This is a genomic window from Caldimicrobium sp. SLHALR3, assembly GCF_058692735.1.
In genome coordinates this window covers 458,661-473,847 of the sequence record NZ_CP182484.1, presented here as the reverse complement: position 1 = coordinate 473,847, position 15,187 = coordinate 458,661, and the positions used below count along the sequence as shown (strand labels likewise).

Genomic DNA, 15,187 nt, shown 5'->3' with positions numbered 1-15,187 from the left:
GTCCTATTTTATACTATTTTCTGCAATTTAGAAGTTATCACATTTTCTCTCCCTATGATTATTTGCCCAAGAGCTATTCCGCCATCATTTAAAGGGGTCTTTTGAGGCAAAAAAACCTCAAAATCAGCTTTTTTAAGTTTTTCCCAGAGACCTTTTAAAAGAATTCTATTTTGAAAGGCTCCACCACTTAAAACCACCTTTTTTATTCCAGTAAGTTCCTTTAATCTTTCAACTACTCTAAAACTTGCATTTATTATTGCATGATGAAAAGAAAGGGCTATTTCAGGAATGCTCACCCCCTTCTCTTTCAATTCTATTATTTTTCTTACAAGCTCTTCTGTGGAAATAATTATCTCATCTCCTCTTTCTTCTGGTTCTATTTCTATTTTTTGAAACTTTTGCGCTTTAAGTGCTGTTTCTTCCAGTTTTTGAGCTGCCTCTGCTTCAGTACTTATAGTTTCGCAAATTCCGAGAAGAGCTGAAACCCCATCAAAAATCCTACCCATACCGCAGGCAAAAGGAGAATTTAATCCCTTTTCAAGCATTTGCAAAATAATATCAATTGGTTTCCCCTCCTTAAAAGGCAAGTATTCTTTAGGTATTCCAGCTTGATAAAGAAGGGAAAGCCCTATTCTCCATACTTCCTTTATAGCCTTTTCTCCTCCAGGAAGCATAAAATAAGAAAAGTGAGCAACCCTTTTAAATTCTTTTCTATCTGCAATTAAAAACTCACTTCCCCAAATTTTACGGTCTATCCCAAATCCTGTTCCATCAAAGGAAAGCCCTATAACAGGAGCTTCAAGCTCATGCTCAGCCATAACAGCTACTATATGTGCATGGTGATGCTGAACTTTAATCCTTGGTTTTCCTTTAGCTAAATAATCAGTTAAAGCTGTAGTGAAATAATTAGGATGCATGTCTGATATGAAAACCTCTGGCTTCACATCAAAGACCTTTAAAAAATGCTCTACTGCCTCTTTATAAACATTTTGAGTTATCGGTGATTCCAGATCTCCAAGGTATTGACTCAAAATAACTACTTTATCCTTAGCAATAGCAAAGGAGTTTTTAAGGTCTCCTCCTGAGGCAAAAAGATGTACTGGAAAAGGCTTTTTGAAAATTATAGGAGCTGGCACAAACCCTTTAGATCTTCTTATAAAAAAAGGAGTCTCATTAATAACAAACATCACACTATCATCGCTGTGAGCGATGATTTCCCTATTATAGGTAACAAAGTAATCTGCAATATGAGAAAGTCTTTCAAAAGCTTCTTCATCTTTAAAACATATAGGCTCTTCAGAAAGGTTTCCGCTTGTCATAACAAGAATTAAGTCTTTATCTAAAGAAAATAAAAGATGCTGAAAAGGTGTATAAGGAAGCATTATTCCAATATAGGTAAGCCCTGGAGCTATATATCTGCTTACTAATGGCTTTTTTTCTTTTAAGATTATTATTGGTCTTTCCTTAGAAAGAAGAAGTTCTCTTTCCTTAGGAGATACGTGCAAAAACTCTTCTACCTTCTCTATTGAACCTGTCATCAAGGCAAAAGGTTTAAAGGGTCTTCTCTTTCTTTCTCTTAATCTCAAAACAGCGGAATCATTTGTTGCATCGCAAGCAAGGTGGTATCCCCCTACTCCTTTTATCGCTACAATATGTCCTGCCTTTAAATACTGATAAACCTTTTCTACTATCTCATCTACATCTTCAGAAATAAGTGTTTTGTCATTTTTGTACAAAAATAGCTTTGGTCCGCAGAGAGGGCAGGCTGTTGGCTGGGTGTGAAATCTTCTGTCAAGCGGATCTTCATATTCTTTTTGACAATCAGGACACATCACAAATTCTGCCATAGAGGTGTTGTGCCTGTCATAGGGTATATCTTTTACTATGCTAAATCTTGGACCACAATGAGTGCAAACTATAAAGGGATAATGATATCTTCTATCTTTTGGATCAAAAAATTCTCTCAAGCAGTCTTTACATACATTGGTGTCTGGGGGAATAAAAGTTATCTTTTTATCTGTAGTTCTACTTTTTTCTATCCAAAACCTATCAAAATGATTAACCTCTTTTTCTTCTATTTTAATTTCTTGAACCATAGCAAGTGGAGGAAAGTCTTCTTTTATTGCTTTTACAAATCTTTTTAAAGCTTCTTCTTCTCCCTCTGCTTCTATAGTTACTCCTTCGGTATCATTTAAAACATATCCTTTTATATTGTTTTCCATTGCAAGACGAAAAATAAAAGGGCGAAACCCTACTCCCTGAACAATCCCATTGACCCTTATGTGAAAATGCTTCCTCATACAATTTTTAAATTACACCTATTTTGAATTTTATAAAGCTTGAACCTTTAGTAGATTATTTAACGATAGGGAGAGAGGGAAAGGGGTTCTCTCCCTATATTTGAATTTATTTTTAAAAATTTTACTCTTTACTTTTAAAAGGCATCATTAATTTTTTTAGCTGTTCTTTTGTTAAGGGCTTCCCAAAGGCTACAAATTGTTCTATAGGATTTTCTGGATTTTTAAGAGGAATCCACTTGCCATCTACATATTCCATATAGGCATTTTTATATTTCACTCCCTCAACAATGGGGATGACTCCCTTTACATTAGTTAATTGTCCATTTTCTACGCGTGTAATTTCTATTTCTCCTCTACCAATCTGTTTTACTATATCAGTTCCGTGACATTCCTCACATTTTCTTCCTTTTTTCACTACATCATGAGAAAAATAAGGTGCATAAATAACAAAAGTTTGATTTTTATTAACCACAAAGGTCTGAATGTTTCCAGAAACCACTTTTCCATTGTAATTTACCAGAAATACCCAATTGCTAAGAGGAATAGAAACTCTTTTTCCTGCCTTAAGAAGAGTGTCCATGTGACAATTTGCACAGGTAATAACCTGACGCACATGACAGGCAGTGCAATCAAGTTTGTCTTTGTGAATCTTGTGAGAAATGGTTTCTGGTCTTTTCTGATGACAGTTTTCACACCTTGTATCCATTGCACCTGGCTCTCTCATAGAAACATATTTTTTACCGTCTCCATGAATTTCTCTTGCAGTATGACAATCCATACACTTAAGCCCTTTGGAAAAGTGAACCTCTTTTTCTTCCATCTTTTCTAACATCCCTAAAAACATTTTACACCTTGCATGACAACTAAGACAATTTTCCATGGATTTAGCCTTCTCAACTGAATAGGTTGGTTTCCCATCTTTCTCTATTTTATGGCATCTATCACAGCTTCTTGCATGACACTGATTACAGGAAAGATTGTCATAGGGTATGCCTGTAAGCTTTTCTATTCCGCCAGCTTCTTTACTGTACCAGTGCGCCATACCGTTTGCGTAATAATGAAGACTTGCTTTAAAAAAAGGACATTCTTTTTTGTCCTCCTGAGAAAATCCTCTGCTCAAAAATATTGTTACACCTAATAATAAAATAAAAATTAGGAAAAGTGCCTTCTTCATTTTTCCCCTCCTAAAATCCTTATTATATAAATAAATTTAATCAAATTTTTGCTTTTTTCAAACTCTTTTTTTGTCTTTAATTTATAAATATGTTGTTTTAAGATTATTTTTTCTTTTGTTTATTCCCAATTTTTTTTATTTTTAGAAAATTTCTTTAAATTACTTCAAAAAAACTTCCTTATGGACTTATACACTACCTTTACATTGGCTTATTTTGTAGTATATTTTGTAATTGGAGGAGTGCCCGAGTGGACGAAGGGGGCGGCCTTGAAAGCCGCTGAGGGCCTTAGTGCCCTCCGGGGGTTCGAATCCCTCCTCCTCCGAACCAAAATCTTTCACTTCGGAAGTGGTAGATAATTGTTTAATTTTTTTAAAAAGGAAAGTCTTTTTGAAAAATTTAAAAAAGGACTCTCTAAAACTAAAGAACTTCTCTCTCAAAAATTCTCAGAAATCTTTGAAATCGATAAAATCGTTGATTTACAAACTATAGAAGAATTAGAAGAAACTCTTATCCTTGCTGATGTAGGCGTAGAAACAACTCTTGCTCTTCTTGAACCATTTAAAACAAAAATTCTTCAGGGTGAAACCCTTACTACAAAAGAACTTAAATCCTTTCTTAAAAATCAACTTTTAACCTTTCTTAAAGATACTGATAGACCCTTCCCACCAGAGGGTAATCCCTCTGTCTTATTTTTTCTTGGCGTAAATGGGGTGGGCAAAACTACAACCATTGCTAAAATAGGAAAAATGTTAAAAGAAAGAGGATACTCTGTTTGTCTTGTTGCTGCAGATACCTTTAGAGCTGCAGCTATAGATCAGCTTAAAACCTGGGGAGAAAGAATAGGGGTTCCTGTAGTGGCTTTACAGGAAGGAGCTGATCCAGGAGCAGTTATTTATCAGGGAATAACTTATGCACAAAAAAACAACATTAATGTAATTTTAATTGATACAGCAGGAAGACTTCACACTAAGTATAATCTTATAGAAGAACTTAAAAAAATGGTTAAGGTTATGAATAAACTTGTTCCTCCTTCCTCTCAGGAAATTATCCTTGTTCTTGATGCTACAACAGGACAAAATGCAATAAGCCAAGCTAAACATTTTTCTGAAGCTATACCTGTGCATAGCGTAATAATCACTAAAATGGATGGCACTGCCAAAGGGGGAATAGCCATCGCTATATCTCATAAGTTTAATTTACCCATAAGATTTATAGGACTTGGAGAAAAACCAGATGATCTTGTTCCCTTTGATAAAGAGAGCTTTGTCTCCGCCATTCTTCCACAATAAAAGGGAGATGGCAAAAATAGAGACACCTTTGAACTTTGTGCAATTGCAAAAGCTTTAAAAGAAATCAACACATCAGAGGCAATAAATTATTTAAACACTGCAAGTTACATCAGTAATAATACAATTTTGCAAAAATGTATAACAAATCTTTTGAAAAAATAAAAACAGATTCTATTAGCTTTGTATTAAAAAGAGAAAAAGAAAAAGGGGGATTTGCAGCAACTCCGCTTCTTCCCGCAACTATTGAAGATACTTATTTTGCTATAAAAATTTTAAATCTTTTGAATTTCCCAGTAAGCGAAAAACACAAAACCTTTTTATTAACACAAAAGATTAATACCTTAAGTTTATATCCTTTAGCTCTACTACTTAAACTTTTAAAACGCCTTTTTTTATTAGAAGCTCTTAACAAATCTTCTTTTGAATTTATCATAAGATTCTTACAACAAAAAAATGAAAAGCAAAAATCTTTTTTAAAAGACTATAAAGCTTTATCAGAAATTTTTAAAATTTTAGATCTAAAAGATGAAATTTCTTATTTAAAGTCAAAAATTTTAAAAATTTTAAATTTAGATGAATTAAAAATAAAAACTGTTAGAGATGTATATTTCCTTGGTAAAATTTTTCAAAATTGTGAAATTCCTAAAGATTATTTTTTAAAAGATTATTTAGAACTCATTTTAAATGCTCAAAATTCTGATGGAGGATTTGGATTCTTTAAAGGCACTACTTCTTATCTTGAAAACGCCTATTATGCCTGCTATGTATTGTTTTATCATAATCTCAAACCAAAAAATTTTGAAAATTTGATAAATTTTGTTTTATCCTGCCAAAATGAAGATGGAGGATGGGGTAGAAATTCCCAAGGGATTTCCTTTTGGGAAACCACTTATTATGCTCTGTGGATTCTTAAAAATTCTAACCTTTTAAAATAAATTAAAATAAAAATGTATAAAAAAAATCAAATAAATCCGTTTTTTCCTTTAATATTTCTTGGATTGGTAAGTCTTTTTGCAGACATAACTTATGAAGGGGCAAGAAGTATAATTGGTCCTTATCTTGCTATTTTAGGTGCAAGTGCTACTGTAGTTGGTTTTGTAGCAGGTTTGGGAGAATTCATAGGTTATGCTCTTCGTTTAGTTTCTGGTTATCTCACAGATAAACTTAAAAAATACTGGGGTATCACCCTTGCAGGCTATACGATAAATTTGCTTTCTGTTCCATTTCTTGCATTAACTAAAAACTGGTATCAGGCTGTTTTATTGGTTTTAACTGAAAGAATAGGAAAAGCTATAAGAACTCCAGCGAGAGATACCATACTTTCTTACATTACCTTTAAATTGGGAAGAGGAAAAGGGTTTGGTTTTCACGAAGCCATGGATCAAATAGGTGCTATTACAGGACCATTGATAGTCTCTGCAGTTTTATTTTTTACTCAAAGTTATAAAATTTCCTTTTTAATTTTAGCAATTCCTGCAATTTTAGCTTTAATTACTCTCGTTATTGCGAGGCTTTTTTGCCCTCAACCCCAAGAATACGAAAAAGAAGTTTTTTCTATAAAGGCAGAAACTTTTTCTAAAAGCTTTTGGCTTTATACCATTGCTATAGGAATTTACGGAGCAGGATTTGCAGATTTTGCCTTAATAGCCTATCATTTCAAAAAGTTGGAAATCTTAGATTATAAATTAATTCCTGTTTTTTATGCCTTAGCTATGGGAGTTGATGCAATAAGTGCATTAATTTTTGGATATTTCTTTGATAAAAAGGGATTTAAAGTTTTAATTTATTCAATTATTATATCTTCTTTATTTCCTTTTTGCGTTTTTCTTGGAAATTTTTACCTTAGTTTATTGGGCGTAATTTTTTGGGGAATTGGCTTAGGAGCTCAGGAATCTATTGGAAGAGCAGCTCTTTCACTTTTTACACCAAAAGAAAAACGGGCAACTGGTTATGGAATTTTTAATGCCCTTTACGGATTTTTGTGGTTTATGGGAAGCACTCTTTTAGGTTTACTTTACGACTTTTCTATTTATACCCTAATTCTGGTTTCTATAACTTTACAACTTTCCTCAATTCCGTTATTAATAATTTTGTCTAAATAAAAACTATAAATTACTTAGTTAGTATTTCACTTAAAAGTTGTTTAGTTTCATAGGAATTAGGATGAATTTTTAACTCTAATTTTAGCTCCTCTATAGCCCTTTCCTTTTGTCCCTTTAACAAATAAAGCCTGGCATAGGTATAGTGTAAAAGTGGATAGGTATTATCAAGACTTTTTACTCTTTCAAGATACCTTTCAGCCTGAATAAGGTTTTTCTCTTTTACAAAGACCTCTGCAAGCCCCCACAGAGCATCAAGATTTTGTGAGTCTTTATTTAGGACTTCGTTATAAAGTGCCTTTGCCTCACTAAGTCTATCCTGATGATAATAAATTCTGGCAAGTCTATTTAAGTCCTCAATTCTTCTTTTTACTTTAAAAGCTTCTTTATATTTTATTTCTGCTTTTGCAAAATCACCTTTTATGTAATATGTCCAGGCTATTTCAGATAAAGGCAAAACCTCCTTTTTATTAAAATCTTCGTAAGACTTTTCAAACTCTTTAATTGCTTCATCAAATCTCTCATTTTCTCTTAACTTCCTTCCTAAGGTTAAATGATAAAAATTAACAATCTGTTTGGTAGCAGGAAATCCTTTTAAGCCCTCTCTATCAATAGCATAGATTCTAACATAGTAATATCCATCTTTTGGAATAGTTAGCAGTATTTTAGGTTCTGTTGTCTTTAAAACCTTAATAATTTTGAAAAATTCTTGATCTTCAGAAAGTATTACTTCGTATTCTTTAGCTCCTATTATTTCTTTCCAGGATATCTCTAAAGCTCCATTCTCAAGATTCTGTGCTTTAACCTCTTTTACTGCCTCTAATAAAGGAAGAATCTTTATATCTTTTTGAATAATAGCTCCTTGTCCTTCTTTAAAAGAGGTATTTTTACCTGCCAATATACCTTCAAAAACAGAAAGTCCGGTCTTATCAGTTACAAATAAATCAAAAGATGTTCCTATATTTTTGAGATTTATAAATGGTGTTTTAATTTCCATATGGGTCTTTTTAAGATCAGTATTGATTTCTCCTTTTTTCATTTCGCAAATAACCTTGTCCTTTTTCGTAAATAGAGTTTTTCTAAAACTGCAATCATATTCTGACTCTGTAGTTTTAATTCTTATTAGGCTATCAGATATAGTTTTGTAGGCTATCATCTCTGGTAATTGTTTAAGTTCTGGTTTATAGGGAATTAGTGGATAAATATTAAGTAATACAAGAATAATGAGAATTATAATTGCAAAAACAAAATAAAAGGGTTTATAAGATTTTATTTCCTTAGAAAGTATTACTGTAAATTCGCTTCCTTCTCCTGGTTCTGACTTAACTTTTATTTTTCCCTGATGGGCTTCCACAATCTTTTTGACGATGTATAACCCAAACCCAGTTCCTGAAATACCCTCGTGAGAGCCTCTAAAACCTTTTTCAAATATTTTTTTTTGAATTTCTTTAGGGATTCCAATTCCTGTGTCTCTTATTTTTATTAAAACCTTTCCTCCTTTTTCATCAACCTCTATAAAAACCTTTCCTCCTTCTCTGTTATACTTTATGGCATTTATTATCAAGTTTAAGAAAGCCTTTTTTAAGTTAAATTTATTTCCTGAAATTGCTACTTCTTTTGGTTTAATAATAATTTCTACTTTTTTATTAATTGATAGTGGTTTTACTTCTTCAATAATCTCGCTGAAAAGCTCTGCTATATTTATTTTTTCAAAACTTTCTTTTTCTTTGAAAGCCTTATAACTTAAGTTGTCAATTTCTTCTGTAAGCTCAATAATAGTAGCATTAATAGTTTCTAAAATTTTTCTCCTTTCTTCTTCACCTAAATTATCTGAAAGAAGCAATTCTATTCCTGTTTTTATAGTAGTTAGTGGATTTTTTATTTCGTGAGCCAAGACCGCTAAACTTTCTGATATATTTCTAATATCCTTTTCTTTTGCTTTTTTTACATAGTAGTGAGAATGTAATACAACTGCAAGAATTTCAGCTATGATTTTTAAGTGAATAAGAAGTTCAGTTTTTTTAACATTTTTTAAAATTAACACTACCGTTTGACCTTCTGGAAAAAACACCAAGATTTTTTGAGAAAGCCCTAAGGATTCCTCCTCTAAAAGCCCTTCTTTGGCTTTTTGAATTTTATTGAAATTTAAATTAAAGGTTTCATCAAATTCTAAGATTGAGTAAGAAACTTTTTTTTATTTCACTTCTTTCAAACTTGAATCCTTCTACATTAGGATCTCTTAATGAAAGAAGGTAAATTTCTTCTGGCTTAAAAAGGGATTCAAGTTCTCTTAAAAAAGCTTCTTCAAAGTCTTTTTCGCCAATTAAGAGCCTTATTTTTTTTAATGAAGAAACCAGATCTTCAAGATTCATCTTTCTTTTAATCCCTCGTAGCTATGAATGACCCATCCTGCAAAACTTCTCATTTTTATTTTTTGTTTCAGGATTTCCCAGACTTCAGGATTTCTATAAAAGCTTAAATTTTCTGGTTTAACTTTATAATAACCAAAAAATCTTAAACCTGATGATGGCAATTTTGCTAAAAAGTAATTGCTCTCAATTTTTAATAAATTTTTAAGAATCTCTTCTTTCTTTACTAAATAATGATCTTCCACTGGTAAGGGGTTAACCTCAACTGCAAGGTAAATGGGTTTATTAACTTTACTTCCATAACATAATTCATTCAAGGCTAAATTTAAAATCTCTTCCAGATTTGTTCTATAACTCATAATAACTACTTCATCTGCTTCATCAATGACAATTGAGCTTAAAACTTTATCTTTACTTAAAACTTTATCTTTATAAAAAATAGTGTCAAACCAGAAGGGAATTACTATACTTAACTTTATTTTATTTGCCGTAATTTCTTTTATTTTTTTTATTAAATTAACATATTTTTTCGCATAAAGTTCTTTATTGATATTAAAGTCTTTTAAAAGATAGGGTTCTACATCTATATGAATGCCTAAAAAATATTTCTTATTTTGATTTAACTCAATTACCTTTTTAATTCTATTAAAAAGTGGAGCTGGGTCATTAATGTAATCGGGACTTCCATCAACAGCAAAAACTTCTATATCATTTGTTCTTGCAACTTCAAGAAAAGATAAAAATTTTTCTAAATTATCATCAATTTGGATATAAATTTTATTAATTCCCAAGGTTTTTAACTCATTAATAATTTCCTTTTCTTTACCAAAAACTTTATTAAAACTCCATATGTAAATACCTTTTTTAAGTGGGAAAATCGGCTCATCCTTATTGCAAAACTCAATTTTTTCTATTTTTTTAGGTTCCTCTTTCAAATAGCTTATGTAAGAAAAGTTTCCATTTTCATAAACTATTTCTACATAGTCGCTTTTTTCCAAAAGTTCAAAGTCAACCTTTGCCTGGGGATAGGGAATAGAAACCTCCTTTTTAATTACCGCACAGCTTGAAAGAAAGACAACAACAAAAAATATTCTTATAAAATAGTAAATTCCCATTGAGAAATTCCTTTTGGTATTTTCTGAAATACAATAAAGTCTTTTTTAATAATAACATTGCTATAAGTAGAAGAAATTTTAAAATCTGAATTCTTTTTAAAGGTTATACCTTCTGCTTCCTCAGGCGAATAGATTTTAAGAATTAGTTTATTCTCTTTTAGTTCGTATCCAAATCTAATAGCCTCTCTTACCTCCCAGAAATGACCAGCTTTAGAAAGAGTTGTAATCCAGGTGTCCTTGGGAATCTTTTTTATAAATTTTTCTAAAAAAGACTTTATTTTTATGTTTTTTATTTTCCACCAGGTTAAATCTGGATGTATAAGAACTACCATTACTCCTCCATTATTATAAATCTTTTTAAAAAGGGTTAAAGCTGAGTTTCCTCTAAAATAAAGAGGAGGAAGCTTTTCATCCTCAAGAGAAACTGAAATTTCAATAATTGAACTCTCATTAGAATAATCTTTGTAAAGAAGCTTATAAGGAAAATAAGTTAATACATCTTCAGCACTAAAGGTTGAAGAAAACTTGTATCCGAGCCTTTCTAAAGCCTCAGGAAGGTCATAGTGATAGACAAGTTCTCCTGGTCTAAATGACTCAACTTTAATATCAGCTCCTTCCAGAAGATTTTTTGAAACCTTAAGTTCCCCACATAAGGTAGGATTATTAGCAACCTCATATTTACCTGTTACTTTTGCATTGTAGTGAGGATAAACCTCTTTACAAGTCCCGAAAGGTAGCTTAGGAAAGAGTTTGGTGTGTATAACCGTGTGAGACCCAATTTCAAACCCTTCTTTGTATAGGTTTTGCAAAATAGATATTAGTTTTTCATCAAAAAAGGGTTTTTCGTAATAATCAGCTTGATATTTAGTTTGGACAAAAAAGGTTGCCCTTATCCCTAATTTTTTCTCAAGTTCTGCAAATTCAACTAAATTTTTTGAAGCATCTACTGAATCAACATCGTGAGAAATAATTAAAGTTGCCTTATACCCATATGGAGCAGTATGCAATGTAAGACCAATGGGATATACTTTTTCGTATAAGTCTTTTATAAATAAAGGTAGGATGTCTGATAAAGGTTCAAAGTTATTGATATATTTTTTATTGGCTTGAAAATCTCTATTTAAAAGATTTCTTAAGGTCAAATCAAAGGCTGAAAAGCCTAAAAGAATAGCTTTCCCTTTGCCAAAGGAGTTCTCCGTAATTGCAGGCATTTTGTCGTCAAAATAGGCTAATTCTTTGGCAGTCCCAAGGACTATACCGTTTGTCCAGATACTTTCCTTGGTATTTGATAAGCTTAACTCCCTTTCTTCTCTCTCATCTAAATAGGTAGATTGAAAATCCTTTCTAAAAATGAGTTTATTCCGTCCTTTTAAAGGTTTATAATCTCTGTAACCAAAAAGGTCTTTCAATTTTCCATATTTTATCGAAAAAATCCCATCCCCTATTACTATCCCTCCATTAAAAACATAGCTTTTGATTAACCTCTCTTCCTCATCTAAAATAACAGCAGGCTTATCTATGTCGTTCAATAAAATTAAAATTTTGGTATTTAGACAACTTTTTAAATCTTTACATATCTTATATGGTACTCCAGTAGTTTTTAAAATTCTTTTCCAGGCTAATAAATTTTCGTGTTTATAATTTAAAGTATAAATGCCTACATGTAAAAGGTCTTCAAATGTAAAGTCTTCTCCTTTTATGTAATTAGCCTTTATAAGTTCTTTAGTTTTTAGATTATAAACAAAGGATAGATCTGGATTTCTGCTGTGATAAATCATAATTACTATAGCAATAAAAATTGCTATTAATAGCGCAATATATAAGAATTTTTTCTCTTTCATTTTAAAAATTCCTTAATAAGTTTGATTCTATGTCTTCCTAAGTAGCAATGAATGTAAAATTTTTCCTTTGGATGCTCTTTAATAAAATTTTTAAGCTCTGATAAGACCTTTCTATTGTGTTCGCTATTTAAATTAAAATATTCTAATGGAAAATTATATAGTTTTAATCCGAGCTCATTAGCTATTTTTTCTTCTTTTTCTAAAAGTGATTTTTCCTGTGGTAAGTTTGGATTTAAAAGAGATATCACAGTAGTAATTTTAAATTTTTCTTTTAACCTTTTTAATTCGCTTTTTTCTGGGTAGGGACCAATAATTACATTTTCGCTAATTATTTCAGCCTTTCCTTTTAAAAGATGTAGCGGATAAAGATAGGGTTCAAAGTAAGAGAAGTAGACTAAAAATGAAATTATAAGAAAGAGAATAAAAATAGCATAAATCAAAATTCTCGGAAAAAGATAGATAAGATTATTGAGAAACTTTAAAAGATACTTCATCTTCTATTTTTACTCTTTTTGGTTTACCCCATTCTTTTCTCCAAACCTGGAAGGTTGCAATAATTCTTTCTGCTGCAATAAGCTGACGGTAACCCAAAAATTCCATAATACCTGCTAAGCAAAGTTTAAAGATGTCTTTTAAAGATGAATAGCGCTTGTAGACCAAATTGTCAAGGAAAATAGAGCTAATATTTATCCACATACCCCAGACAAAGGCAAGAACAAAAAATAAAAAGGCAAACTCTTTACTTAAAAATCCGAAAAAGTAAAACAAAACGAAGGCAAGGTAAGCGGTAAATTCAATTATGGGACCCATAGCTTCTACAAAGAAAAAATATGGGAAGGCAATTAAACCAACAACTCCGTATTTAGGGTTTAAGAACATCTTTTTATTGTATCTGAGAGAATCTATTAGTCCTCTATGCCAGCGATTTCTCTGTCTTAAAAGAGATGCTAGATCTGAAGGAACTTGAGTATAACATATTGGATCTGGAATAAAAACGATTTTATATTTAATTTTATTTTCTAAACAGTACCTATGCAGTCTAACGACTAAATCCATATCTTCTCCCACGGTATGTCTGTAGCCACCGATAGCCATTACCATATCTTTTCTAAAAACTCCAAAGGCTCCTGAAATTATTAGAAGTCCTTTCCAGATGCTCCAGCCAGTTCTACCAGTAAGAAAACCCCTCGTATATTCCACACACTGCAAAAGCTCTATGAGTTTTCCTGGAGTTCTCACTTCAACTATAGCACCGCCTTCAACCTTAACTCCGTTTAACGGCAAAATAATACCACCTGTTGCTATTACCTCTTTATCTTCAAAGAAAATTCTTGATGCCCTAAGTAAGGCATCTGGTTCAAGAATTGAATCAGCATCAATACAGCAAATTAAAGGATACTGGGACACATTAATGCCAGCATTTAAGGCATCTGCCTTTCCACCATTAACCTTATCAACTACAATTAAGTTTGGATAATCTATTGAGGCATATAAAGCCTTTATTGGTTTATGATTTAAAACAAGTCTTATTGAAGGTGGAAGGGGAATTAGGTTGAATTCATTTATTAATAGCTCAAGGGTTCTATCCGTAGAACCATCATTCACAACAATTATTTCAAATTCTGGGAAGTGTAAACTAAGTAGTGCTCTTACATTAGAAACAATAGTTTCCTCTTCATTGTAAGCAGGGACAATGATGCTTATTGGACGATAGAATGCTCTTGAAGATAATATGTTTCTAATTCTTCTTTCTGTTGAAATTTTTAAATTTAAATATAGCTCTTTAATAGAAAGTATTCCAAAAAGAGTATAAATACCGTTAACAATTAGGAAATAAATAAATATTACGATCTGGACACCAAATAAAAAAGTAAAAAAGATTGCTAAAGCTTCAAGCATACTTGCATATCCTTTTCAAAACATATAAAACAATTTCTTTAGCATATTTATCATTTGTCGTTTCAATAAATCTAAGAAGCTTATTTTTATCCTTTTCTCCTAATTTACAGAGAGCTAAAGCTGCGGATCTTCTTACATAAAAGTTTAAGTCTTGAAGTCCCTTTTCTAAAATATCAGTTGCATTTTTACAAAGATAAGAAAACTGCATAGAAACATTTCTTAAAACCCAATTTTCAGAATCATAAGTTTTTTCTATAAGGTCACAAACCTCAGAAACTGCTAATCTACCAAGCGTTCTTATACAAGCTATCTTTAGGTCTCCATTTAATGAGTCAAAAGCCTTAAGTAAAAGATCTTTGCATAAATATAATTGACTTAATCCACAGGCATGAATCATGCTTTTTTTAATGCCATCTGAAATTTTTTCGTCAAAGATAGTTTTTTCTAAAGTTTGAATAAAATTTACTTCCTTGTTTTGACTCCTAAATGAATTAATTACATTTAGAAATAGATGCTCTGCAAACTTTAATGACAAAGGATCTAATTCATTTAATTCATCAATCAAGAGGTTTAATATCTCTTCATCTGCAATAAAACTAAGGTTTAAAAGAATTTGTAATTTTACATAATAATTTTTTTCTCTTTTAATTAAATCTAAATATAAAGTTTTCAATTCATTTAGCTTTAAATATCCAAGTCTTTCTAAGGCTTCAAGTCTTGTTAGCCAGTTTCTACTTTTAACTCTTTTAAGATAATATTCAATAAGCCCTGAATTTTTAGCTATTTCAATAACCTTATAAAATAAGTCACCTGTAAGGTTAATAACAAATGAACTAATCACATTGCTTAGGGCCTCAGCCTCTATTGATGATGAAATCTTAATTTCGTTTGTTTTTTCTCCTTGGTAAATAATATTAAAAATTTTATCTATGTATATTTTTTCTAAATCTTTTACTTTTCGTTCCTTGTTTTCTATGTAAATTTTATGTAAAAGAAGTAATAAAAAATGTATTATACTTATTATTCCTATAATAAGAATAAAAAAAATTAATGCATTTTTAAGAACTTCTTTGTCTATATAATCTGTAAATAATATCATT

General features: G+C 31.1%; 12 protein-coding genes and 1 tRNA gene. 4 read left to right on the top strand and 9 right to left on the bottom strand.

Going from position 1 to position 15,187, the window contains the following annotated elements; all coding sequences use genetic code 11:
• Nucleotides 1-8: 8 nt before the first annotated feature.
• Both hypF and ACLGLP_RS02480 read right to left on the bottom strand, forming a co-directional pair.
• Nucleotides 9-2,300, bottom strand: a complete 2,292-nt coding sequence (gene hypF, locus ACLGLP_RS02485; RefSeq protein WP_492113359.1) for a carbamoyltransferase HypF — start codon at nucleotides 2,298-2,300, stop codon at nucleotides 9-11.
• 121 nt (nucleotides 2,301-2,421) lie between these two features.
• Nucleotides 2,422-3,474, bottom strand: a complete 1,053-nt coding sequence (locus tag ACLGLP_RS02480; RefSeq protein ID WP_492113358.1) for a cytochrome c3 family protein — start codon at nucleotides 3,472-3,474, stop codon at nucleotides 2,422-2,424.
• 234 nt (nucleotides 3,475-3,708) lie between these two features.
• Here ACLGLP_RS02480 and ACLGLP_RS02475 point away from each other — a divergent pair.
• The 4 genes from ACLGLP_RS02475 to ACLGLP_RS02460 all read left to right on the top strand — a co-directional run bounded on the left by ACLGLP_RS02475 (nucleotide 3,709) and on the right by ACLGLP_RS02460 (nucleotide 6,866).
• Nucleotides 3,709-3,797, top strand: a tRNA-Ser gene (locus ACLGLP_RS02475).
• A gap of 34 nt (nucleotides 3,798-3,831) precedes the next feature.
• Complete coding sequence (ftsY, locus tag ACLGLP_RS02470; protein ID WP_492113357.1) at nucleotides 3,832-4,764, top strand: signal recognition particle-docking protein FtsY; 933 nt, start codon at nucleotides 3,832-3,834, stop codon at nucleotides 4,762-4,764.
• Nucleotides 4,765-4,898: 134 nt separating this feature from the next.
• Nucleotides 4,899-5,699 carry a prenyltransferase/squalene oxidase repeat-containing protein gene (locus ACLGLP_RS02465; protein WP_492113356.1) on the top strand — a complete coding sequence of 267 codons (801 nt, stop codon included), beginning with the start codon at nucleotides 4,899-4,901 and terminating at the stop codon, nucleotides 5,697-5,699.
• Between the two features lie 12 nt (nucleotides 5,700-5,711).
• Nucleotides 5,712-6,866, top strand: coding sequence for an MFS transporter (locus tag ACLGLP_RS02460; RefSeq protein WP_492113355.1), 1,155 nt, complete (start codon nucleotides 5,712-5,714; stop codon nucleotides 6,864-6,866).
• A gap of 10 nt (nucleotides 6,867-6,876) precedes the next feature.
• Here the strand turns inward: ACLGLP_RS02460 and ACLGLP_RS02455 are convergent, their stop codons facing one another.
• The 7 genes from ACLGLP_RS02455 to ACLGLP_RS02425 form a co-directional block, all read right to left on the bottom strand.
• Nucleotides 6,877-8,907, bottom strand: a complete 2,031-nt coding sequence (locus ACLGLP_RS02455) for an ATP-binding protein (RefSeq protein ID WP_492113354.1) — start codon at nucleotides 8,905-8,907, stop codon at nucleotides 6,877-6,879.
• A 118-nt stretch (nucleotides 8,908-9,025) separates the two neighbouring features.
• The gene (locus ACLGLP_RS02450; protein ID WP_492113353.1) at nucleotides 9,026-9,235 is read right to left on the bottom strand and encodes a hypothetical protein; all 210 of its coding nucleotides are present in this window, start codon (nucleotides 9,233-9,235) and stop codon (nucleotides 9,026-9,028) included.
• Complete coding sequence (locus tag ACLGLP_RS02445; protein ID WP_492113352.1) at nucleotides 9,232-10,347, bottom strand: hypothetical protein; 1,116 nt, start codon at nucleotides 10,345-10,347, stop codon at nucleotides 9,232-9,234. The genes ACLGLP_RS02450 and ACLGLP_RS02445 overlap by 4 nt, the downstream gene beginning before the upstream one ends.
• A complete protein-coding gene (locus ACLGLP_RS02440; protein ID WP_492113351.1) occupies nucleotides 10,326-12,188 on the bottom strand; it encodes a polysaccharide deacetylase family protein in 1,863 nt (620 codons plus the stop codon). Before ACLGLP_RS02440 ends, ACLGLP_RS02445 begins: the two co-directional genes overlap by 22 nt.
• Nucleotides 12,185-12,682, bottom strand: a complete 498-nt coding sequence (locus tag ACLGLP_RS02435) for a protein-tyrosine phosphatase family protein (RefSeq protein WP_492113350.1) — start codon at nucleotides 12,680-12,682, stop codon at nucleotides 12,185-12,187. The genes ACLGLP_RS02440 and ACLGLP_RS02435 overlap by 4 nt, the downstream gene beginning before the upstream one ends.
• Nucleotides 12,654-14,087: a glycosyltransferase family 2 protein gene (locus ACLGLP_RS02430; RefSeq protein WP_492113349.1), complete on the bottom strand. Its 1,434-nt coding sequence runs from the start codon at nucleotides 14,085-14,087 to the stop codon at nucleotides 12,654-12,656. Before ACLGLP_RS02430 ends, ACLGLP_RS02435 begins: the two co-directional genes overlap by 29 nt.
• Nucleotides 14,080-15,186, bottom strand: coding sequence for a HEAT repeat domain-containing protein (locus ACLGLP_RS02425; protein ID WP_492113348.1), 1,107 nt, complete (start codon nucleotides 15,184-15,186; stop codon nucleotides 14,080-14,082). Before ACLGLP_RS02425 ends, ACLGLP_RS02430 begins: the two co-directional genes overlap by 8 nt.
• Between the last annotated feature and the right edge of the window lies 1 nt (nucleotide 15,187).